The organism is Marinobacter adhaerens HP15, assembly GCF_000166295.1.
Taxonomy (GTDB): Bacteria; Pseudomonadota; Gammaproteobacteria; order Pseudomonadales; family Oleiphilaceae; genus Marinobacter; species Marinobacter adhaerens.
Genome location: NC_017506.1, coordinates 852,471 through 873,176, shown reverse-complemented (window position 1 = coordinate 873,176; position 20,706 = coordinate 852,471). Strand labels below are relative to the sequence as shown.

The window sequence follows — 20,706 nt, the reverse complement described above, 5'->3', positions numbered from 1 at the left end:
CTATCGGTCGACAGGCACTGCAACCCGTATCCTGTCGTTCCTCACCGGAAAAGCATCATCGATAGTTAGCGCCAGAGGCTCACCTCCGAATGCCGCCTGCTCCGGCAGCCCTCGCTGGGCGTGAACGTGCAGGTGGGGCTCTGAACTGTTGCCGGAGTTACCCATTTCTCCCAGAAAACCACCGACATCCACCCGATCGCCAGCAGAGACCGAGACGCTACCTTTCCTAAGATGGGCTAAAATCACGAAGAACTGGCCACAATTGATCGCCACATAATTTCCCGCCATGTGTTCCCGATCCATCACTGGAACCGGCATATCCTCCAGGCCATCGACAACCTTCGCGATCTCCCCATCGCAGGGCGCCAGCACCGGGGTGCCGAACGTTGTATAACGGGCCGGATCGGATGGCAGCCAGCCATGCTTGTGGATGCCCAACGGCGAAATCCGGAAAATATCGAGGGCGCGACTTTGTCCCCGCCAGGGTCTGAAACGCTCAAGCGCAGTATCCAGCGTTTTCAAATGCACATTCACCATGGCGTTGGAACCACCATGGGCCACCAGATAGGTGCCAGGCCCGAACGGTGGGGCGATATCGACAGTTTCAACCGCCGGCAAAGCCCTACCCTGGTATGCCATATACGCCATGTACCCGCCCAGGCAGCCAAGGGCAAACCCAAGAAGGACAAGTAGGGTTTGCCCGGCCGAGACTTGCCATAAGCCGTCGCGCTGGAACCGTCCATTCCATAGATGGCGCACCACGATGAACAGGAACCCGCCGTAATAAAGATACGGCACCCAGAACGGCGGCATGACCCACAGGGCGGCCAGACCGAGACCAACGAGCACGCCTGCCACCGACAGTGCCTGCACGCCAAGTGCAAGCCATCCCCGGGCAGGGAACCTTGCCAGCCAAACCAGCAGGACAACCGGTAAAACAATCTGGGTAAGCATTACCATCAGCGACATCAATCACCACTCGGGATCAAATTGGATCGAGGGAATTCTACATTGGTCACTTCGGCAATGAAGAAAGGAAAGTAATCTTCCGTGGCAAAGAAGTTCCCGGCTTCCACGTGGGTCGGCAAGATAAAGCCTTCGAACTCCCGAAACTCTGACAGGTATCCACCGAACGGCTGCAAACGATGGATTTTTTCCGCATTCGCATTGCTCCAGCGGTCGAAACTTACCTGAAGGGGACGACCGTCTTCGGCCACCACAACATCCACCGCCTGCTCCATACCCTCGTGGCGGACAATCACCCTGGCCGTATTTACATCCACAAGCTGCCACGCGACCCCCGGGCCTGGCAGCAGGGCGGCTGGCGTCCAGAAAACCGCTTCCGCCACATATCGGCCGAATGCCGAACGGGTGTGATCCGGGTCGCCGCCCATCCGGGCCACCGGCAGCAATCCCATCAGCCAGAACCGCGTCCACTGCCCGGTGTCTGAGCCGGAAACCCGGAGGGCGCCGCGGCTGGCGCTCATCTTCCAGATAAAGCCTTCGGGCATGGCCAGCATCTGCGTGGCCTGCATGTCCATGTAGTCGGGCGATTCCCGATTGCCCATGCCGAATTTTCCGGTCATTGATATCCGGGCGACAGTATAAAGCGGTGTACCGGGCTGAATGGTGTATCGGAAATACCGCCGGGCGGGCTCCGGCAGCCCCTCAAGGAGAGAAAGATCGAACCGTTCCGGTGAAGCTGGCTGCAGAGCCGCCAACTTCGCCATGGCGGCTTGGTCCGCATTGTGGTCGGCCTGTCGCCAGAACCACAGAGCTAAAGTGACCGCCACCACCAGAATCAACAGGATCAGGAAAAAGATTTTCATGTAAGCTATGCTCCGTAGCAGTCATTGTCCCTGCCCTGTCCGCATCCAGTCTTGTTCCAGATCAATGAACGTGGCTGGCCGACTCACTGTCCGTCTGAAAGGTTTTATGAAAGTACCGAAAAGATTACAACCACTTGTCGATGACGGCATGGTGGACGAAGTGCTCTACCAGCTCATGAGCGGCAAGGAAGCCCAGGTTTATGTGGTGCGTTGTGGCGATCAGACACGATGCGCCAAGGTCTTCAAGGAAGCCTCCAAGCGAAGCTTCAAGCAGGCGGTGGAATACCAGGAAGGCCGCAAGGTACGGAACAGCCGGCGCGCCCGGGCCATGAGCAAAAAAACCAAATACGGCCAGAAGGAACAGGAAGAAGCCTGGCTCAACTCCGAGGTGGATGCCCTGTACCGGCTTGCCGCTGCCGGTGTCCGGGTTCCCGAGCCTCTGGGCTTCGTGGACGGTGTGCTGTTGATGGAACTGGTGGCGGACGAAGATGGCAAGGCTGCACCCAGGCTGGATGATGTCATCCTGTCCCCGGAACAGGCCCGCGACTTCCACGATCAGGTCATCCGAGAGGTTGTCCGTATGTTGAGTGCCGGTCTGATCCATGGGGATCTGTCGGAATTCAATGTTCTGGTCGATGCCAGCGGACCTGTCATTATTGATCTTCCCCAGGCCGTCAATGCCTCCGGCAATAACAACGCGGAACGCATGCTGGAGCGCGACGTCGACAATATGCGCCGCTATTTCGGACGCTTCGCGCCGGAACTGCTGAACACCGATTATGGCAAGGAGATCTGGGCGCTCTACGAGTCCGGCGACCTGCACCCGGACAGCAAGCTCACGGGCTGCTTCCAGCACGATGACACCGCTGCCAACGTCGACGAACTGATGGAAATCATCGATGCGGCAAAAGAGGAAGAGTGGGAGCGACAGGAACGGATGAGGGACGCCGAGGAGGACTGACGCCTTAGCCGGCGCTGGTCAGCCGGCAGACGTGGTTTTCTCTTCGCTGATCATTGCTGACATCAACTGCTGTTCCTTCGGCCCGGGTAGAACACCCGTTAACGTGGCTTCGATAACCGGCTCACCATGCTGATTCGAGAGCACCGCTTCGGCCCGGGCCCTATTCCTTGAGTCCACTTCGGTGATGGTGAACACACAGGTGACGGTATCCCCGAAATACACTGGCCGGCGGAAGCGAAAATTCATCCCGGACGCCAGCCAGCCAATCTGCCCACCCACCTCCGTGATCATCCCGCCAACCAGCAAGCCATGGCAGATCCTGCCCTGCATGTTCTTGGCCTGGGCGAACTCATCGCTGTAGTGAACCGGATTCTGATCGCGGCTGATTTCGCCAAAGGACAGGGTCTCATCCTCGGTGAACGTTCGTACCAGGGTAAACGAGTCGCCGGCTTTCAGGCCGGCAATGGCTCTCTTTCGAATATCAGACATGGTATCGGTCCCCGATCGCTCAGCCTTACAGGTACCGACCGCCAGACCCTATGGCGACCACAATCAGGCCGAGAATCAGATTGATACCGACCAGACGGCGAATCTTTCCCACCTGAACACCACCAGCTTGCGGATCCTTGTCTGCAACCGCCTGCTTGAGCCGTCGGAAAGGCGCAAAATACACGTGAAAGTAGAGCAGCATCATCACCAGCCCGAGCGTCTGCATGGCATGAATGTGCCAGCCAGCACCGGCCATACCGCCAAACACACTGAAAATCATCCAGTAGCCGGTAACCAGGAGCAGCACAACCGCGAGCCAGACCCAGCGGAAAAACCGTTCAAGCGTCTTCGACCAAAGATGGCCACGCTGGGAGGCCTCTACCACCTCAACCACGGCCGGACGCATCGCCATGTAGGCGAAGAACATACCGCCAACCCAGATAACCGCAGCCAGAACATGCAGTGCAATTGCCAGACTCATAAACCTACCCCCTTGCTTTGGCCTTCAGATGGTTTCCAGTTCTACCCGGTTACGGCCGCCCGTTTTACCGCGGTAAAGCGCTTCATCAGCCCTGCTGACCGCGGCACTCAGGTCTTCGCCAGTTCGCAGCTCACTTACGCCGATGCTGATCGTAACATCGATATCACCGCCGATAACTGCGCGCCAGTCCCTTGCCAAAAACGCTTTTCGTATCCGCTCCGCGCTTGCTTGCGCTTTATCAGCATTCGTATCCGGAAGAATGACCAGAAACTCCTCACCACCCCATCGACCTATCAGATCCTGAGCCCTTAATTCTTCCCGGATCACATCGGCAACACAGCCGAGTACCCTGTCACCGGCTTCATGTCCGAAGGCATCATTGATCGACTTAAAATGATCGACATCCAGCAGGAGGAAACCGACCGGGTGTCCGCTGCGCCGGAACCGCGATACCTCTTTTTCAGCCAGATAGGTCATATGACGACGATTGAAAAGCCCGGTTAATGAGTCCGTTGTTGCCATTTCGCGAAGCTTGCGCTGTGCCGAAACAACCATGCTGAGGTAATAGGAAGCCAGGTAACTGAACATTGCAAAGACCACGCTCAGATTGAACAGATGGACTATGTTCAGGGCTGTCTGCGGGATTGGCTGCAACGGTTCGATGTACCACATCAAGGCATCGAGCGCGACGTAGTATCCCCAGAGAGTGAGTAGCGCATAAACCGCCCATCTTCGGGACGCGGAAACGCAGATCGCCGGTATGAACATCAGAAGGTAATAATGGAAACCGCTCTCCCAGCCGATGAGAACGGTACCGAGGCCGGCGTGCCCGAGCACTTCCGCCCAGATCAGTACGACCGCAATCTTGTTCTTATGGTATTTGAGTGCGTAGTAGGCGCCGGCATACATGGCCACGCTAACCACGTTGATCCATGCCAGAACCGGCGAACCCAATGCATGAAAAAGAAAGAAAAAGATGACATCTACAGTCCCGGCGATCTGGGCACATCGCATGGCCAAACGCCAGAACTGGGGCCTGCGTTCCCGCTCAGGCTCATAATTCATTGGAGCACTCGCACTTTTCATCGACAGCAGAATTCCTTTTTTAGGTAACAAGAGTACTCGTTAAAACAGAATCCTGCCTCACTCCAATGCAAACAAATGAAAATGTTTTCAGGATCACCACGGCAGCTCGTCGCCGTTGCTGTGCCAGAACGATCCCGTATTCTCCAGGGTAAGGCCATCAATCCGCTCTGCCAGGCCTTTTGCCGATTCTTCCGGAGTAATCAACCCACCAAAATTCACCATTCGGGTCTGAACATAACCCGGGTGCAGCTGGGCCACCGCGATACCCCTCGGTTTCAGATCCATCGCGAGGGACTTGCCAAAGGCATTCAACGCCGCCTTTGAAGCACGGTACCCATAGCGGCCGCCAGAGTCGTTGTCGGCGATAGAGCCCATGCGGCTGGTGATGTTGGCGATTTTGCCTCCGGAGGGGATTTTTTCAAACAGGGCTTCAGCGATTTTCAGTGGAGCGTAGGCGTTGATTTCCATCTGCGTACGGATGGAATCAAAATCGATACTGCCCAGTTTCTCGTCCTGCAGCAGACCGGCATTGTTGATCAGCAGATCAATGGACTGGCCCTCAAGACCGGCCAGGAGCCTTGCCACACCCTCATTGGTCGTCACGTCGACACTGTCGATGATCCTCGCCGCAACCTCTTCCAGCTCCGGCGAGGCCTCCCGGCACACGCCGATTACCGAGCAGCCGCGGCCTGCATAGAGCCGGGCGAGCTCCAGACCAATGCCCCGGTTTGCCCCGGTGATTACAACAGTGGAATTATCGGACATATCAGCCTCCTCAACGATCAATACGGTTCATGCAGCTTCACATCCCCTGCAATGTAGAACAACCAGCAATACGGGCCCTGACTGCGTGCAGATCCAATTTTTCTGTAAGATACGGGGTAATTCAATCAATGGTCGCCGGGAGCAGCATGTCAGCAGCACTTGTTTTCGCAGTCTTCGCAGTGACCCTGATCGCAGCAACCGTATTCTACCTCTTCTTCTACCGCGCCTGGCGGAGGGAACGGGAACTGAGAGCCCCCTTTCCAACATCCTGGCGCGAGCATCTTGATGCGAACGTGCCGCTTTACCGACGGTTTCCTGAAGCCCTCAAGCAAACCTTGGAGCAACGGGTCCAGCTTTTTCTCTCCGAGAAGGAATTCTATGGCTGTGACGGATTTGAGGTGGACGACGCGGTGAGAGTGACCATTGCCGGCCACGCCTGTTTACTGATTCTTGCCCGCCCCTATTCAGATTTTGACGAGGTAAGCAGCATTCTGGTCTATCCCGATGCCTATCACGTCAGAGACATTGAAAGCGATGGCATGATTGTCAGCGAAAGTAATGAAATACGGGCCGGCGAGGCCTCAAGCAGGGGCCAGGTAGTGCTGGCCTGGCGAGAATGTCAGGAGGCCAGCCGGAACCCGCACAGCGGCCATAACGTCATGCTCCATGAGTTTGCACACCAGCTGGACTACCTGGACGGCACCGCAGACGGGGCACCGCCGCTGAGTGGAGAGCAGGCCCGGCACTGGCAAAGTTCCATGACGACGGCCTACGAAGACCTCAGGCATTCCCTCCGGCACCACCATAGATCCTGGCTTGATCCATACGGCGCTACCGAACCGGCAGAATTTTTCGCAGTGCTGACCGAGGCATTTTTCCAGCAGCCGCGCCATCTCAAGCGAGAACAGCCCGAGGTCTACAAGGCCCTGCAAGGGTATTACCGGCTCGATCCAACGGCTTTCTGGGAGGATGCATGACAGTTGTGGCAAATCAATGCGTGGTCCACTATGTAGGAAAGCGGATCAGTTGGTGGAGGTATACATGCCAGCCATAGGATGGATATTCATAGTTGTTGCCCTTGCCTTGATCGTGGGCAGCCTGATGATACTGCGTGACAATGCCCACAGCATGAAAATCTCCGATGAAAAGATGAAGAAAATCCAGGCCCGGAAGGCGGAGATCGAGGCCGAGGAGAGCGCCGAAGACAGAGAGTGGTAGGTTTGGGGGCAGCCGCAAAGACTGCCCCGGGCAGGTTCGATCAGTGTCCGCTGTGGTCCATACTTTTGCCCGAGTGATCCATGCTCTCGCTTTTCATCATCTCGCCATCCAGCGACTCGACATTCAGCTCAACCTGCATTTCGTCGGCACCCTCAAAAGTCAGGGTCAAGGGAATGCTCTCACCCTCGCGCAACGGACTTTTCAGTTTCTCCAGCATCAGGTGAAAGCTGTGGGGCTTCAACTCCACGGTGGTACCTGCCGGTATGGCGAGCCCGCCCTTGACCGGTGCCATTCGCATTACACCATCGTGCATGCTGGTCTCATGGATCGATACGTTACCTGCCCTCGGGGTTGCGGCCCCAACCAGGGTGATATCACTGCTGCCGCTGTTGGAGATACTCATGTAACCCACGCCCATGGGCGTGCCAGGCGGTGTAGGCCGACTCCAGGGATGATCGACCGTGACCGGGCCATGGCTGTAATCATGGGCAAATGCTGTCGGGGCAACCAGGGCCAGTGCCAGCACAAACACGCTCAGGCAATACTTCATGTCCAGTGTTCCTTGTCGATGGTTCAAAACCAAAGGATAGAAAGGGTAGGTCCCGGATCCAAGCTTTTCAGTGCGACGAATGGTCGCAGACCGGGTCAATGCCCGATGGCGAGAGCCGGGTTCGCTTTCAGTCTGTCCAGGGTCTCCGGACGACTGAAGTAATAACCCTGAAAACGTCGACAGCCCATCTCGACCAGGGCGCTGGCCTGGGCCTCCTCTTCAACACCCTCGGCAACCAGCTCCATATTATGGCTCCGGGCAATGGCAATAATACTCCGGATCATGTTCGCGGCTTTTTCGTCTTCCAGAATGGTGTCGACAAAGCTCTTGTCGATTTTCAACTCGTCAAGCGGCAGCTTACGCAACAGACTGAGCGAGGAGTAACCCGTTCCGAAATCGTCCATCGAGATCCGTATCCCTTTCTCTCGCAATCGTTCGATCGTTTTCAGCACCCTCTCAAAGTCACTCATGAACAGGCTCTCGGTGATCTCAAGAACCAGCTCTCCAGGCGACACACGGTGCATTGCCAGAACCTCAAGCACTGTTTCAACAAAGTCTGGCTGGCGAAACTGGATAACAGAGATGTTGATAGACAGGTCCACGGAACCGCCGACCTCGTTACGAAACAGGCTGTATTCCCGAATACTGGTTTCAAGCACAAAGCGCCCGAGCGGAACCATCAGCCCGCTTTTCTCAGCGACCTCGACAAATTCCGCGGGCGAAACAAAGCCGAGTTCCTCATCCTGCCAGCGAACAAGCGCTTCCAGCCCGACCGCTTTTCCGGTCTGATCTACCTGAGGCTGGTAGACCATGTACAGTGAGCCCGATGCCAGGCCATACCTGAGACGCTGCTCGACCGACAGCCTGCGAAGATAGGCCATTTCCATCTCGCTGCGGTAAATGCAGACGTCGTTCCGGCTCTGCTTCGCCTCGTACAGCGCAAGATGGGCACTTCGAATCAGCTTGCTGAGGGAATCTCCGTCATTCGGAAAACAGGCCACACCAATACTCGCCGTTACCTGCAACCTCAGTCGGCCCACCTCGAAGGTGCGGGACAGGTTGCCGGCCAGCGACACACAGGCTTTTTCAACATCGTCGAGATTGGTGTTCGGGGTCACAATGGCGTACTCGTCGCCACCGAGCCGGGCAAGATCGTCCCGGCTTTCAACCAGTTCGGCGAGCCGACGACCGAACTCCAGAAGGGTTTCATCGCCGGTCTCCAGCCCAAACCGGTCATTGATGCCTTTAAAGTTATCAATGTTGATCACAATGAGGCAGAACGGTTTTCTATCCGGAACCAGGTTGTCGAGGCGGTCCAGCAGCCCATTGCGATTCAACAGCCCGGTCAAATCATCGTGCCGTGAGAGGTAAGAAAGCTCCAGACGCCGCTTCTTCTCGGCGTTGTCGATAATCCGGAACCCCTTGTAGAAAACAATCCCGAAAACCAGGAAAGTCAGCAGATACTGCAACAGGGATTGGAGAAATTCCCGGTAAAGCGGAGCGAACCGGGTTTCCGAGATGGACCACAACTGGTAACGGGCGTTGAAGACAGCAGCCGTCAGATAATCCTCACCCTGGCGTCGGGTTCGGATAACCACTGAATCACTGCCCTGCATGACCTCCTCTACGCTCTTGCCGAGCTCCTTTTCAAACGCTGCCCGATTTATCTCCCTCTGGTCCATCGGCACCCGGATTTGCGAATACTGTTGCGGGCCAATGCCGTCAGCCGACATGAACTGAACATAGCCATCGGTTTCCCGGAACAACATTACGGTGTCAGAGTCGCCGTCATGCAGTGTCTTGCCGAAAACCGAACCACGGCCATCAAGCCGCATGCCGGCTGTCATGACGGCAACGACTTCCCCACTCGGGGAACGTATCGCTTTTCGGATCGGTATAACCCACGCGCCCAGGGCGTCTACGAAATAGGTCCGGCCCACGACCATCGCATCGGAAGACAGTGCTCCCAGGAAACTGTCACGGGTCTCGGGATCGGTTCTCAGATTTGGAAGAGTCGACAGATCGAGGTTGGTGCTGACACGAACCAGCGTGCCGTCCGGCCTGGCCAATCCAAAGCCCACGAGCATGGGGTTGGCGGCGAGGATGCTGTCGAGCAAGGGGATCTGTCGACTACCTGACAGGAGGTTGTCCTGATTGAGCAACTCGCGGCCAATTACATCGAGAACCAGCTCCTGGGTTCTCAGGATACTGTCGACAGACTGAGCAACCAGCTCGACACGGGCGGTCTGGTAAAGCTTCTCGTCCGAAATAAGGCCCTGCCAACGAAAGAACAGAACGGCACTGAGGAGCAACACACCACCGAGGAGGATAAGAGCGAAGAGTGTCCAAAGATTGCGTTTGAGAATTGCCAAAAGCAGTTCCAGAAATTCAGGAGGTTGAACAACGGCTTCGCGTCAGTATACGGGAGAGCCTGAAAAGCGCATTACTATTTACCGCTAATTTGTAGGCTGTTAATTCCCATGGAACTAAATGCGTCGATTCGTGACAACAGAGTAATTCCGCGTCCATCACCGATCAGGGTATCGGGTGTACTATTCTGAAAAGCTGAACGGCTGTCGATCTTACAGGAGTGTGTTTATGAACGTGATGTCTGTACTGAACCAGGTAATGAAGCAGGCTCAGGGTGGCCAGTCCCAGGGCAGTGGCATGGACGTCAACAAAATGATGAACAGCCTTGGCAGTCAACTCAAGGGCAGCCAGGGATCCGGTTCAGGCATCGACGTAAAGAGCCTGCTGGGCGGCGGAGCCCTCGGCATGATGCTGGGTTCCAAGCGCGGCCGAAAGATGGGCGGCAAAGCCCTCAAATACGGTGCCCTTGCAGGCGTGGGTGTCCTTGCCTGGAAAGCCTATCAGAACTATCAGACCAACAGTCAGAGCCCGGCGCAACCGGCATTGGCACAGCAGGGCCAGCCACTGGAGCAACTGCAGGGCCAGGCGCAGGAACAACGGGGACTTGAAATACTCCAGGCCATGATCATGGCAGCCCGCGCTGACGGCCACATAGACGCCAACGAACGCGCGCTGCTTACCCAGGAGATTGAAAAACTGGGGCCAGATGACGAACTTCACGCCTGGATTCAGCAGCAGTTCGACGCCCCGCTGGACGCCACTGCCCTGGCACGCAATGCCGACTCGCCCCAGGCCAGCCGGGAAATCTACATCGTCAGCGCGGTCATGATCGACGAACAGAACCCCATGGAGCGGGCCTGGCTGGATCAACTCGCCAGCGCCCTCCAGCTCGACCCGGGTCTTGCCAGGGAACTGGAACAACAGATCCGGAGCGCAACAGCGGGGTAGTCGTCAGGCTTTCTTGACGAACTCCGATTTCAGTTTCATGGCACCAATACCGTCGATCTTGCAGTCGATATCATGATCGCCGTCTACCAGGCGGATATTCTTCACCTTGGTGCCAACTTTAACCACGGAACTGGAGCCCTTAACCTTCAGATCCTTGATGACCGTAACCGTATCACCATCCTGAAGCTCATTGCCGTTGGCGTCGCGAATCATCTTCGCGGCGTCAGCCGCCGCAGCCTCCGCCTCAGACCACTCATGCCCGCATTCGGGACAAACCAGTTGAACGCCGTCCTCATAGGTGTACTCGGAACTGCACTGCGGGCATGGCGGAAGCTGCGACATTATCATTTCCTGTTAATTGAATGGGCGCCGGATTATACCATCAACGCCCGGGCGAGACCCTCGCCAGCACCGTCGGATCTTCCGACAGAGGCAAAGCGATAATCGCGCCCTCGTTCGACGATGGGAAAATCCCGGTCAGGCCAGTAATGTTCACCTGATGCGACACCATGATCACCGGTGCCCCGTCCTCCAACTCATTCACCAGAGCAATCGTCTGCCGCGTCTGCGCCGGACCATCGCCACGATTGCGAAAGAAAGAATTCAGCGACGGCCACTCCGTTACCTTCCCCATGTCCATCCCGGTTGCGGTATCCATGCAACGGCACCACTGACTGCTGAACACCCGCGCCTCCGTAATACCATGGTCCGCCAGAAACGGCTTCCACGCCCGAGCCTGCTCACGACCGACGTCGTTCAGATTCCGCTGGGTGCTGCAATCGTTGATATCAAAGTTGCCCGGATCACCGGTTCCAGGCGCCAAGGCATGGCGGAGCATCAGAACAGCCCGCCCGTCTCTCAGAGCCTCCCAGGCTTCTTCGTTGTTATCGGCGGCGGAAACGCTGAAACACATGGCGACCGCCAGAAATGCGGTTAGGATAGATCTGGCAAGCATAATTGTTACCTCCTGAAAAAAATCCTATGCAGCTGTGCAATGCGCGGATGAACTGACGATGTCCGCTTGAGGCATTGGGAGAGCCCTTCCAAAAATGTTGAAGGCCAAGGATGGCCTGAAACAAGCGCACATGGACGTGCTCGTAGCGGTTTTTGGAAGGGCTCTCCCAATGCCTCCAGCACCAACCTCGAAGGCTTACCAAGAGATACGCGGACAATACCTATCAGGCTCATATAAACAAAAGGTAAACTCCCAGCAGAGCCAAGCCAAAAGAAGGAACCATAATGCCAATCTGGGTCGACGCCGACGCCTGCCCCGTTCCAATCCGGGAGATCCTCTGCCGCGCCGCCACCCGCTGGCAAATCGACACCACCTTCATTGCCAACCACGCCATCACCCTGCCACCGAGCCCTTACATCAAGCGCCGACAGGTCCCCCAGGGCTTTGATGTGGCCGACAACGAAATCATGGACCAGATGCACGAAGGCGATCTCGTGATCACGCAGGACATCCCCCTGGCCGCCGAAGCCATTGAAAAAGGCGCCGACGTATTCAATCCACGCGGCCAGGCCTTCACCAAAGAGAATATTCGCCAGCGCCTGGCCATGCGCAACTTTATGGAAGAAATGCGCAATGCCGGCCAGGTCACCGGAGGCCCCGCCCCTTTCAGGCAGACCGACCGCAAGGAATTTGCCGACAAGCTTGACCGCTGGCTGCAAAGAAACAAACGCAGTTGATAATGATTCTATTTTAAAACCCGGGCAGATCCGCTACCCTTCCCGCCTTATTATTTTCAGGCTCAACGCGGGCCTGCCTGATTCAAGGGAGAGAAGCGGAGTATGTCCTCACACAGCCACCAAACCACCAGCAGCTTTGCTGCGCTGGCCCGCCTGCTGAGATACGCCCGGGGATATCGCCGACAGATCATCGCTGCCACCACCTGCTCGATCATCAACAAACTCTTTGATATTGCCCCGGAAATCCTGATCGGTGTCGCCATTGATGTGGTCGTCAACCAGGAAGAGAGCTTTGTGGCTGGCCTCGGCTTTGAAACGGCCCAGGAGCAAATCACCATTCTGGCCGTACTCACCTTTTTCATCTGGGCCGGCGAATCCCTGTTCGAATACCTGTTCCAGATCCTGTGGCGCAACCTCGCCCAGCGTTTGCAGTCGGACCTCCGGCAGGATGCCTACGAACATGCCCAGCGCCTCGACATGAGCTTCTTCGAGGCCCGCAGCTCCGGCCAACTGGTGGCCACCATGAACGACGACGTGAACCAGCTCGAGCGCTTCCTCGACGGCGGCGCCAACGCCATGATTCAGGTGCTGGTAACCGTGGTCGCCGTCGGCGCCGTATTCTTCGTGCTCTCGCCGCTCATTGCACTGCTCGCATTCACCCCCATTCCCCTGATTATCTGGGGCGCCTTCTACTTCCAGCGCAAAGCGGGGCCGCTCTACGCCGACGTTCGTGAAAAAGTGGGTGACCTGTCCAGCCGGCTGGCCAACAATCTGGGCGGCATCGCCACCATCAAGAGCTTTACCGCTGAACAGCGAGAGGCAAAGCGTCTGAAAGAAAGCAGCGAAGCCTACGTGGAGGCCAACCGCCGGGCCATCCGCATCAGCTCTGCGTTTATTCCGGTGATCCGGATGGCCATTCTGGCCGGCTTCCTGGCCACCTTCACGGTGGGGGGCATGATGGCCCTTGAAGGAAACCTGAACGTGGGTGCCTATGGCGTTCTGGTCTTTCTTACCCAGCGCTTGCTGTGGCCCCTGACCGGGCTTGCCGAAGTGATTGATTTGTTCGAACGGGCCATGGCAAGCACCCGTCGGATTCTGGACCTTCTGGCCGAGCCCGTGCACGTGCGTGACGAGGGTGGCAAGGCACTGGCAGAGCCGGTGAAAGGCGATGTTGAGCTGGACAAAGTAAGCTTTCACTATCCCTCCAGCGGCGCAGGAATCCAGGATATCAGCCTGACCGTGCCAGCTGGTAATACCCTTGCGCTGGTCGGCGCAACCGGTTCCGGCAAATCCACTCTGATCAAGTTGTTGCTGCGGTTCTACGATCCGAGCAACGGCCAAATCCGAATCGATGGACAACCCATTCGGGATCTCAACCTGCAATCCCTGCGCGGCGCAATTGGGCTGGTGAGTCAGGATGTTTACCTGTTCGAGGGCACCATTCGGGAAAACCTTGCCTATGGAAATCCGGCGGCGTCCGATACCGAGATCATAGATGCAGCGAAAACCGCGGAAGCCTGGTCGTTTATTGAAGCGCTGCCCGAGGGCCTGAACACACCGGTGGGTGAACGGGGCGTTCGTCTGTCCGGGGGACAGCGCCAGCGACTGTCCCTCGCCCGTGCACTGCTGAAAAATCCGCCGATACTGGTGCTTGATGAAGCCACCAGCGCGGTGGACAACGAAACAGAAGCCGCCATCCAGCGGTCACTGAAGCGTATCGGCCATAACCGGACCGTGATCATGATTGCCCATCGGCTCTCCACCATCGTTGATGCCGACTCCATCGCGGTCATCGAAGGCGGCAAAGTGCTGGAACAGGGAACTCACCGGGAGCTGCTCGACCAGGACGGCGCTTATGCCAACCAATGGCGGGTGCAGACCGGGCAAATACAGGCAGCCATTTAACGCAATATATATTGATAGTGATTCGCATTTAAATTATTCTGCAGGCCCTCAGCATTTCGGGAGCCTGCATGCCTGTTTTCTTCGACGTTTCCAATCTTGATGTCCGCATTGGAGACACCACCATACTTCAGAACCTGAACCTCGGTTTCGGTGAGGGTGAGGTAACAGCCCTGCTCGGGCATAACGGCTCCGGCAAGTCCACTCTGCTCAAGGTGCTTGCCCGCCAGCTTGCACCCTCAACCGGCAATGTCCGGCTTCTGGGCAAATCCTTCCGGAGCACGGGTGCACGGGAATTTGCCCGCAATGTGGGCTACCTGCCCCAGCATCCGCCAGGAACCGACGGTTTGACGGTTCGCGAGCTGGTTGCCCTGGGGCGCTACCCCTGGCGCGGACCGCTGGGACGCTATAACGAGGAAGACCACCGGCTGATAACCCGGGCCATTGAGGACACCGGACTCGGCCAGTTCCAGCATCGCTCTGTCGACACGCTCTCCGGTGGTGAACGCCAGCGCGCGTGGATTGCCATGCTGCTGGCTCAGCAAACACGATGCCTGCTGCTGGATGAGCCCATATCCGCCCTGGATGTAAAACATCAGGTGGAAACCCTGCGCCTGGTCCATCGTCTCGCAGAACAGCGGGATCTTACGGTTATCGTGGTGCTGCACGACGTGGATCTGGCGGCCCGGTTCTGCGACCGTCTGGTCGCTCTGAAATCCGGGCAACTGGTTGCCGATGGCAGCCCCCGGGACATCATGGATTCCGGCATCCTGGAATCCATATATGGCGTGCCCATGGGCGTGATGGAGCGCGCGCCCGGACAGTGGGTCTCCTATGTTCACTAGGTCTGAACGCTCCTGGCGATACGGCGCGGCGCTGCTGCTGAGTCTGCTGCCGGTCTTTGCCGGCGCTGCAAGCTGGCAGCACGAACAGGGCACCCTGACCCTGAACAAGACTCCGGAACGGGTGATCGCTCTCAACTGGGCCGCCACCGAGGCGCTCTTGTTACTCGGTGTCACGCCCATCGGCGTTGCCGATCGGGATGGCTATAACGTCTGGGTCAGGGAACCGGAACTGCCAGAGGGGGTCGCCAACATCGGCACCCGCGTGGCGCCAAGTCTGGAAGCCATTGCCGAGCTCAAACCGGATTTGATCGTCACCAGCTCCGAGATGGCGCCCGCAGCCAACCTGTTAGAGCGCATTGCGCCCACCTATGTTGTCAGCGTTTACAAGCAGGGCTCCCGACCGTTCGAAAAGGCCAGCGGTATGCTTACAACTCTCGGTGAGATGCTGAACCGGGAGGAACGCGCAAAGGCAGTTCTTAACGACATTGACCAGACACTTCAGACCCAACGCCGTCGTCTTGAAAATGCCGGCCTCACCGAACGACCGGTAGCACTCGTAAACTTTCTGGACGTCCGCCACGTTCGCGTATACGCACCCAACGGCCTTTTCCAGAGTGCCCTGGACGCCCTTGGCCTTGAGAACGCCTGGCCCCATACCGGGAATTACTGGGGGTTCTCGGTCGTCGGGCTTGAGGCAATTGCGCCCTATCAGGACAGCCGGATTGTGGTGATTTCTCCGACCCTGCCCGGGTTGTCTGACACCCTGGCCAACAGCCCTTTCTGGACTTATCTGCCACCGGTCCAACGCAATCAGGTGTACCAGATTGATCCGGTCTGGCCGTTTGGCGGGGTATTCCCGGTCAAGCGACTGGCGACACTACTCGCCGAAGGCCTGCTGGCAGGAGGATCAGACAATGTACGCTGAGTCTGCCAACAACCCGGTCGCAAAGCCTTCTCTACCGGCAAGACTACCAGTGGCGGCAGCACTGATCTGGTGTGGCGCATTTCTCGCGAGTGCGGCACCCTGGCTTGGTCAGCTCAACCCGGGCGCTCTCATCGCCGCCTTCTGGACGTTTGAGGGCAGCGATTACGCTTCGGTACTGGCCCATTACAGCTGGGCCCCCCGGGTCGCCATTGCGGTCCTCATTGGCTTTGGTCTTGGTCTCGCCGGCGCGGTTACCCAACAGATCCTTGGTAACCCTCTCGCCTCCCCCACAACCCTGGGCGTGGAGGCAGGCGGCCAGTTCGGTATAACGGTGGCGACCATGTTCTTTCCCGGCCTGCTCGCCTTCAGTCCAGACCTTGTGGCGGTTTCCGGCGGGCTACTGGCCATCGGGCTGGTCATCGCGCTCACCTGGCGCCTGGGCTTTTCACCGGTCACCGTGATACTGGCCGGGCTTGTTGTCACCTTTTTCCTCGGCGCCGTAAACATGGCGTTCCTGTTACTCAAAGGCGAATGGCTGGGGAACTTGTTTATCTGGGGCGCGGGTTCGCTGGTCCAGAACAACTGGCAACCGTTTATGGAACTCTGGCCCCGGGTGCTGGTGCTGGGCGTATTCATGGTCCTGTTGATGCGCCCGCTGCAGATCATGCAACTGGGGCAGACCTCTGCCCGGTCCCTCGGTGCCAAGGTCGGTCTGATTCGGGTGCTGGCGCTATTTCTGGTGGTCCTGATGAGTGCTACCGTCGTCAGCCGGGTCGGTGTCGTGGCCTTTATCGGTCTTGCGGCACCGGTGCTGGCAAGGCTCCTGGGCGCTCGCACCCTCTCTGAGCGCCTGATCTGGAGCAGTCTCCTAGGCGCGGGTCTGCTGTTGCTGGCAGATACCCTCGCCCATTGGGCATCCACCCGGGGCGACGGATCGCTGGTGCCAACCGGCACGACCACCGCCCTGATCGGCGGGCCGATTATCCTGCTGGCCCTGCAGAGTTTGAAGAACACCCATCATATGCCAGGGCAGGATGACAGCCCCGCCGGTTTCCTGCCAAAGAGGCGCTCTATTTTTCTGACTGCTGGGGGCATAGCGGCTCTTCTGCTGGCCACCATTGTAATCTCCATGGGGTGGTCTCCGGGACTGGACGAATGGAGCTGGACTCCGACCGCCCAGTGGCACGAGGCGTGGGTCTGGCGCGGCCCCAGATTACTGGCCGCCATTCTTGCCGGCGTGGCCCTGGGCCTTGCGGGCACACTGATCCAACGCATGACAGGCAACCCCATGGCCAGCCCGGAGATGCTCGGCATCAGCGGCGGCGCGGCGGTGGTCATGGTTCTAATCGTGCTGCTTGGTGCCGATATTGGGCGCGCTGGACAGCTGGGCGCGGCCACCCTGGGTGCGGCAGCTGCGCTGGGGTTGCTGATTATGCTTGCCCGCAAGCACCGGTTTGCCGGCAACCAGCTCCTGCTTGGCGGGCTCGCGTTATACGTGTTCATGGACGCGGGCCTTCGCCTGGTCATGGCTTCCGGTGGCACGGTCGCCTCGCAGCTTCTCAACTGGATGTACGGGTCCACCTGGCTGGTTTCAGAAGTCGAAGCCCTGGGGCTTTTGGCACTCATTGTGCTGATTTCGGCCGGCCTTCTGGTGATTATCCGGCCCCTGAGCATTCTTCCCCTGGGAGAAACATCGGCCAGCTCACTGGGCTTGCCGGTGACGAAAGTCCGTCTGATGTTGCTTCTGTTGGCAGCGCTGCTGACCGCTTCGGCGACGGTCGTGATCGGCCCACTGAGTTTTGTGGGCCTTATTGCACCCCACCTGGCCCGTGTTCTGGGCCAGCAGACCGTTGGGCGGCAGCTCGTTGTTGCTGCCCTTGCCGGCGGTCTTCTGCTCGGCATGGCAGACTACCTGTCCAGGATTGTGGTTTACCCCAATCAGCTTCCGGCGGGACTTCTGGCAGCTCTGGTCGGTGGCCTGTATTTCCTCTGGGGGCTGAGTCGCCATGGCAGAGCCTGAGCGTAACCCGGGAGTCGGTCCCCGGGGTCGGGAATACTACCGTCTGCTGAGTCAGTCAGGGCTGGATGGTGAAACAGTTCTTGGCGAGGCTCTCCAAACGCAAGCTGGTGCGCGAAGCGGCCTCTTTTCTCTGGCCCAGTGCCTGGAGCAACCGTCGCTACTGCGACGCCAGGTTGGCATCGAATACCCCCACAATGCCGGGCCCCGGGCCGTGCGCGCGTTTGTTTCTGTGCTTCAGCAGGATCTGGCGCTCAGCGTGATTGCACCTCTGACTCTAAGGCTATTTCGCGACGGCCACGCGCCTTTACCGGATGCCAAACGAATCTTCCTGGCTCCGGCCGACCAATCGAAACAACCGGTATCCCGTTGGTTTCAGCTGCCGGGTGGCGAGGGTGTTGATGAAGAAACGTTTGTCAGGTCAGCAGGAGCTCTGACAGCTGAGTGGTACCCTGTCTTCCGGCGCCAGTTGGGAGTCAGCCCGGGCGCCTACTGGAGCAGTACAGGTCTTGGACTGGGGGCGCCGTTTTCAGCCGTGTGGAACCGGGTCGAACCGCAAGCGCTTTGCCAATTGGCGCAAGGCTGGCTGGAGCAATTTCAAAACGATGCAAACCAGTTTATTGACTGGATTCCTGCGGTGTTCGGTGAGCAGGCCACGGCAATCCCCCAGCGAAAGGGGTGTTGCCTGAAATACCTGCTGCCGGAGGGCGGTTACTGCGGTACCTGTGGCGTACATCGCAAGGAACGATTCGCCGCACTCATGCCCCAAGAGCGGACGACAACACCAGGCCAATGGCAGCCAGGCCAATAAGCACACCAGCCCCTGCCGCCAGTTTCAACCCTTCGATCATTTCCTGTTCGGGTGCCATTCCTTTTTCTCCCGTTTGAGGTGAACCCAGTGGCCTTTACTTTATTGCGAATCATTATTATTTGAAATAGAAGGCCACTGATCTGTAATCCAAAGGAAGCCCTATACTCTTGGTAATGGGACACGCTTCGGCGAAGCCCGCTTCAACTGCTACTCTCAATGTTCACACGGCACCGGTAGGAACGGAGGCTCCAATGGGTATACTCAAACACCTTGTACTGACAGGCAGTTTAATGCTGGTTGCCGTTACCAGCATGGCAAACCCGACCTTTTCCTCCGACAAAACCGATTTCCGGCTCGAGACCATTGCACAAGGCCTCGAGCATCCCTGGAGCCTGGCGTTCCTGCCGGATGGCTCCATGCTGGTGACGGAGCGGGAAGGACGGCTGCGAATGATCCGTAACGGTGCGCTGTTGAGTACCCCTATCAGCGGGCTACCAGAGCTCGTTGTATCCGGCCAGGGCGGGCTGCTGGACGTGATTCTGCACCCGGAATTTGAACAGAATCAGATTCTATTCCTGAGCTATGCCCATCGAAACCGGGACGGCATGACCACCCGCGTGGCACGCGCCCGACTGGACGGAGAGCGCCTTACCGGCGTTGACGTCATCTTTGAAGCGCTACCCCGCTCGAACACCAGCAGGCACTTTGCAGGTCGGATGGAATTTGATCGGGAAGGCAATCTTTACATCTCCGTTGGAGACCGTGGCGAGATGGACCGGGCCCAGAACAATGGTGATGATGCCGGTGGCGTTCACCGGATTACGACTGACGGCGGTCCCGCGCCCGGCAATCCTTTCCTCGACACCAGCGGCGTTAACGATACCTTCTATACAACCGGTAACCGCAATATCCAGGGCATGACGATCCACCCGGAAACGGGCGAAATATGGAGCCACGAACATGGTCCCCGAGGTGGCGACGAAATCAACATCATCCGGGCAGGAACCGATTACGGCTGGCCGACAATCACCTTCGGCATCGACTATTCTGGCCTGCCCATCACTGACGACACCGAAAAGGAAGGCATGGCCCAGCCACTTCATTACTGGGATCCGTCCATTGCGCCATCTGGCATGGCGTTTTATACCGGTGACCTGTTCCCGGAATGGCAGGGGGATCTGTTCGTGGGAGCACTCAAAATGCGCAAGCTGGTTCGCCTGCGCATTCAGGATGGCAAAGTGACAGAAGAGGAAGATCTGCTGACCGATCTCGGCGAGCGTATTCGTGACGTACGCATGGGCCCCGACGGCGCCCTTTGGTTACTGACAGATTCACCAAGGGGAAAGGTCTATCGGATGGTACCGCTTCAGTGAGGATCGTTGGTTCGTTCAGTCTTTTCAAACTGTGGCAGCTCGTCGGTAATCTCGAACCAGTCGGATTTTGAGCCCACAAACACATGGTGGGCCGCCCCCTTATTCAGGGGTTCGTTGATACAGCCAACCCGCAGGCGCAGTATGCCGGGAATGGCGTCAACACGGCTGTAAAGCTGGCTGCCGCAACGGCTGCAGAAGCCCCGGTACTTGCCGGGACGCGATTCGAACTCGGTAATCTTGTCTTCGCCGGTTACGAACCGGAACCTCACCTTCTGCACCGGCGCGCTGGCCGAGAACGCGCTACCGTGGGCGCGCCGGCACTGGCTGCAGTGGCATAGGGCAACCGGGCCGATAGGGCCATCGTATTCAAAACAGATATCGCCACACAGGCAACGACCGGTGTACATGGTGCGGGCCTCACTGGTTCGGCTCAGAGGTTTATTC

At 57.9% G+C, this 20,706-nt stretch carries 22 protein-coding genes; 11 read left to right on the top strand and 11 right to left on the bottom strand.

The genetic code is table 11. The features are described from left to right. Both HP15_RS04285 and HP15_RS04280 read right to left on the bottom strand, forming a co-directional pair. Window positions 1-969, bottom strand: a complete 969-nt coding sequence (locus HP15_RS04285) for a M23 family metallopeptidase (protein WP_014576344.1) — start codon at window positions 967-969, stop codon at window positions 1-3. Then, window positions 969-1,829 (bottom strand): DUF6544 family protein, encoded by an 861-nt coding sequence (locus tag HP15_RS04280; protein ID WP_014576343.1) that lies wholly within the window; start codon window positions 1,827-1,829, stop codon window positions 969-971. The genes HP15_RS04285 and HP15_RS04280 overlap by 1 nt, the downstream gene beginning before the upstream one ends. Window positions 1,830-1,935: 106 nt before the next feature. On the opposite strand from HP15_RS04280, the gene HP15_RS04275 reads away from it, so the two are divergent. Further along, the gene (locus tag HP15_RS04275) at window positions 1,936-2,790 is read left to right on the top strand and encodes a PA4780 family RIO1-like protein kinase (RefSeq protein WP_041646135.1); all 855 of its coding nucleotides are present in this window, start codon (window positions 1,936-1,938) and stop codon (window positions 2,788-2,790) included. Window positions 2,791-2,808: 18 nt separating this feature from the next. Here HP15_RS04275 and HP15_RS04270 read toward each other — a convergent pair whose 3' ends face one another. The 4 genes from HP15_RS04270 to HP15_RS04255 all read right to left on the bottom strand — a co-directional run bounded on the left by HP15_RS04270 (window position 2,809) and on the right by HP15_RS04255 (window position 5,611). Continuing rightward, complete coding sequence (locus HP15_RS04270; protein ID WP_014576341.1) at window positions 2,809-3,279, bottom strand: MaoC family dehydratase; 471 nt, start codon at window positions 3,277-3,279, stop codon at window positions 2,809-2,811. A gap of 25 nt (window positions 3,280-3,304) precedes the next feature. Then, window positions 3,305-3,760: a CopD family protein gene (locus tag HP15_RS04265; RefSeq protein ID WP_014576340.1), complete on the bottom strand. Its 456-nt coding sequence runs from the start codon at window positions 3,758-3,760 to the stop codon at window positions 3,305-3,307. Between the two features lie 24 nt (window positions 3,761-3,784). Then, window positions 3,785-4,825, bottom strand: a complete 1,041-nt coding sequence (locus HP15_RS04260; RefSeq protein ID WP_014576339.1) for a GGDEF domain-containing protein — start codon at window positions 4,823-4,825, stop codon at window positions 3,785-3,787. Between the two features lie 114 nt (window positions 4,826-4,939). Beyond that, a complete protein-coding gene (locus HP15_RS04255; protein ID WP_041645019.1) occupies window positions 4,940-5,611 on the bottom strand; it encodes an SDR family oxidoreductase in 672 nt (223 codons plus the stop codon). A 146-nt stretch (window positions 5,612-5,757) separates the two neighbouring features. Here HP15_RS04255 and HP15_RS04250 point away from each other — a divergent pair, with 146 nt between their 5' ends. Together HP15_RS04250 and HP15_RS21855 are read left to right on the top strand one after the other, a co-directional pair. Continuing rightward, complete coding sequence (locus HP15_RS04250; protein ID WP_014576337.1) at window positions 5,758-6,588, top strand: M90 family metallopeptidase; 831 nt, start codon at window positions 5,758-5,760, stop codon at window positions 6,586-6,588. 64 nt (window positions 6,589-6,652) lie between these two features. After that, window positions 6,653-6,829: a DUF2897 family protein gene (locus HP15_RS21855; RefSeq protein WP_075267673.1), complete on the top strand. Its 177-nt coding sequence runs from the start codon at window positions 6,653-6,655 to the stop codon at window positions 6,827-6,829. Window positions 6,830-6,869: 40 nt separating this feature from the next. Here the strand turns inward: HP15_RS21855 and HP15_RS04245 are convergent, their stop codons facing one another. Beyond that, window positions 6,870-7,379, bottom strand: coding sequence for a copper chaperone PCu(A)C (locus HP15_RS04245; RefSeq protein WP_041645017.1), 510 nt, complete (start codon window positions 7,377-7,379; stop codon window positions 6,870-6,872). Between the two features lie 95 nt (window positions 7,380-7,474). After that, a complete protein-coding gene (locus tag HP15_RS04240; RefSeq protein WP_014576334.1) occupies window positions 7,475-9,751 on the bottom strand; it encodes a putative bifunctional diguanylate cyclase/phosphodiesterase in 2,277 nt (758 codons plus the stop codon). Between the two features lie 226 nt (window positions 9,752-9,977). Here HP15_RS04240 and HP15_RS04235 point away from each other — a divergent pair, with 226 nt between their 5' ends. Continuing rightward, the gene (locus tag HP15_RS04235; protein ID WP_014576333.1) at window positions 9,978-10,697 is read left to right on the top strand and encodes a tellurite resistance TerB family protein; all 720 of its coding nucleotides are present in this window, start codon (window positions 9,978-9,980) and stop codon (window positions 10,695-10,697) included. Between the two features lie 3 nt (window positions 10,698-10,700). Here the strand turns inward: HP15_RS04235 and HP15_RS04230 are convergent, their stop codons facing one another. Further along, window positions 10,701-11,039 carry a zinc ribbon domain-containing protein YjdM gene (locus HP15_RS04230; protein ID WP_014576332.1) on the bottom strand — a complete coding sequence of 113 codons (339 nt, stop codon included), beginning with the start codon at window positions 11,037-11,039 and terminating at the stop codon, window positions 10,701-10,703. Window positions 11,040-11,079: 40 nt separating this feature from the next. Continuing rightward, window positions 11,080-11,652, bottom strand: a complete 573-nt coding sequence (locus HP15_RS04225) for a histidine phosphatase family protein (RefSeq protein ID WP_014576331.1) — start codon at window positions 11,650-11,652, stop codon at window positions 11,080-11,082. A 284-nt stretch (window positions 11,653-11,936) separates the two neighbouring features. On the opposite strand from HP15_RS04225, the gene HP15_RS04220 reads away from it, so the two are divergent. The 7 genes from HP15_RS04220 (at window position 11,937) to HP15_RS04190 (ending at window position 20,262) form a co-directional block, all read left to right on the top strand. After that, window positions 11,937-12,389, top strand: coding sequence for a YaiI/YqxD family protein (locus HP15_RS04220; RefSeq protein ID WP_014576330.1), 453 nt, complete (start codon window positions 11,937-11,939; stop codon window positions 12,387-12,389). Window positions 12,390-12,491: 102 nt separating this feature from the next. Beyond that, window positions 12,492-14,294: an ABC transporter ATP-binding protein gene (locus tag HP15_RS04215; protein ID WP_014576329.1), complete on the top strand. Its 1,803-nt coding sequence runs from the start codon at window positions 12,492-12,494 to the stop codon at window positions 14,292-14,294. A 68-nt stretch (window positions 14,295-14,362) separates the two neighbouring features. Continuing rightward, window positions 14,363-15,136 carry an ABC transporter ATP-binding protein gene (locus tag HP15_RS04210; protein WP_014576328.1) on the top strand — a complete coding sequence of 258 codons (774 nt, stop codon included), beginning with the start codon at window positions 14,363-14,365 and terminating at the stop codon, window positions 15,134-15,136. After that, window positions 15,126-16,061, top strand: coding sequence for an ABC transporter substrate-binding protein (locus HP15_RS04205; RefSeq protein ID WP_014576327.1), 936 nt, complete (start codon window positions 15,126-15,128; stop codon window positions 16,059-16,061). The genes HP15_RS04210 and HP15_RS04205 overlap by 11 nt, the downstream gene beginning before the upstream one ends. Beyond that, window positions 16,051-18,081, top strand: a complete 2,031-nt coding sequence (gene fhuB, locus HP15_RS04200) for a Fe(3+)-hydroxamate ABC transporter permease FhuB (protein ID WP_041645016.1) — start codon at window positions 16,051-16,053, stop codon at window positions 18,079-18,081. Before HP15_RS04205 ends, fhuB begins: the two co-directional genes overlap by 11 nt. Continuing rightward, a complete protein-coding gene (locus tag HP15_RS04195) occupies window positions 18,068-18,889 on the top strand; it encodes a (2Fe-2S)-binding protein (protein ID WP_014576325.1) in 822 nt (273 codons plus the stop codon). Before fhuB ends, HP15_RS04195 begins: the two co-directional genes overlap by 14 nt. A 251-nt stretch (window positions 18,890-19,140) precedes the next feature. After that, on the top strand, window positions 19,141-20,262 hold the full coding sequence (locus HP15_RS04190) for a PQQ-dependent sugar dehydrogenase (protein ID WP_014576324.1): 1,122 nt from the start codon (window positions 19,141-19,143) through the stop codon (window positions 20,260-20,262). Here HP15_RS04190 and HP15_RS04185 read toward each other — a convergent pair. Continuing rightward, entirely contained in the window at window positions 20,256-20,669 is a 414-nt protein-coding gene (locus HP15_RS04185; RefSeq protein WP_014576323.1) for a GFA family protein, read from the bottom strand. The two genes, HP15_RS04190 and HP15_RS04185, sit on opposite strands and share 7 nt — an antisense overlap. Between the last annotated feature and the right edge of the window lie 37 nt (window positions 20,670-20,706).

Bases quoted from the DNA above. Each gene is read 5' to 3' on its own strand.
- HP15_RS04265 (WP_014576340.1), bottom strand. From the start codon at position 3,760: ATGAGTCTGGCAATTGCACTGCATGTTCTGGCTGCGGTTATCTGGGTT.
- HP15_RS04270 (WP_014576341.1), bottom strand. From the start codon at position 3,279: ATGTCTGATATTCGAAAGAGAGCCATTGCCGGCCTGAAAGCCGGCGAC.
- HP15_RS04190 (WP_014576324.1), top strand. From the start codon at position 19,141: ATGGGTATACTCAAACACCTTGTACTGACAGGCAGTTTAATGCTGGTT.
- HP15_RS04275 (WP_041646135.1), top strand. From the start codon at position 1,936: ATGAAAGTACCGAAAAGATTACAACCACTTGTCGATGACGGCATGGTG.
- HP15_RS04285 (WP_014576344.1), bottom strand. From the start codon at position 969: ATGTCGCTGATGGTAATGCTTACCCAGATTGTTTTACCGGTTGTCCTG.
- HP15_RS04210 (WP_014576328.1), top strand. From the start codon at position 14,363: ATGCCTGTTTTCTTCGACGTTTCCAATCTTGATGTCCGCATTGGAGAC.
- HP15_RS04195 (WP_014576325.1), top strand. From the start codon at position 18,068: ATGGCAGAGCCTGAGCGTAACCCGGGAGTCGGTCCCCGGGGTCGGGAA.
- HP15_RS04255 (WP_041645019.1), bottom strand. From the start codon at position 5,611: ATGTCCGATAATTCCACTGTTGTAATCACCGGGGCAAACCGGGGCATT.
- HP15_RS04220 (WP_014576330.1), top strand. From the start codon at position 11,937: ATGCCAATCTGGGTCGACGCCGACGCCTGCCCCGTTCCAATCCGGGAG.
- fhuB (WP_041645016.1), top strand. From the start codon at position 16,051: ATGTACGCTGAGTCTGCCAACAACCCGGTCGCAAAGCCTTCTCTACCG.
- HP15_RS04215 (WP_014576329.1), top strand. From the start codon at position 12,492: ATGTCCTCACACAGCCACCAAACCACCAGCAGCTTTGCTGCGCTGGCC.
- HP15_RS04245 (WP_041645017.1), bottom strand. From the start codon at position 7,379: ATGAAGTATTGCCTGAGCGTGTTTGTGCTGGCACTGGCCCTGGTTGCC.
- HP15_RS04185 (WP_014576323.1), bottom strand. From the start codon at position 20,669: ATGTACACCGGTCGTTGCCTGTGTGGCGATATCTGTTTTGAATACGAT.
- HP15_RS04280 (WP_014576343.1), bottom strand. From the start codon at position 1,829: ATGAAAATCTTTTTCCTGATCCTGTTGATTCTGGTGGTGGCGGTCACT.
- HP15_RS04250 (WP_014576337.1), top strand. From the start codon at position 5,758: ATGTCAGCAGCACTTGTTTTCGCAGTCTTCGCAGTGACCCTGATCGCA.
- HP15_RS21855 (WP_075267673.1), top strand. From the start codon at position 6,653: ATGCCAGCCATAGGATGGATATTCATAGTTGTTGCCCTTGCCTTGATC.
- HP15_RS04235 (WP_014576333.1), top strand. From the start codon at position 9,978: ATGAACGTGATGTCTGTACTGAACCAGGTAATGAAGCAGGCTCAGGGT.
- HP15_RS04205 (WP_014576327.1), top strand. From the start codon at position 15,126: ATGTTCACTAGGTCTGAACGCTCCTGGCGATACGGCGCGGCGCTGCTG.
- HP15_RS04230 (WP_014576332.1), bottom strand. From the start codon at position 11,039: ATGTCGCAGCTTCCGCCATGCCCGCAGTGCAGTTCCGAGTACACCTAT.
- HP15_RS04225 (WP_014576331.1), bottom strand. From the start codon at position 11,652: ATGCTTGCCAGATCTATCCTAACCGCATTTCTGGCGGTCGCCATGTGT.
- HP15_RS04260 (WP_014576339.1), bottom strand. From the start codon at position 4,825: ATGAATTATGAGCCTGAGCGGGAACGCAGGCCCCAGTTCTGGCGTTTG.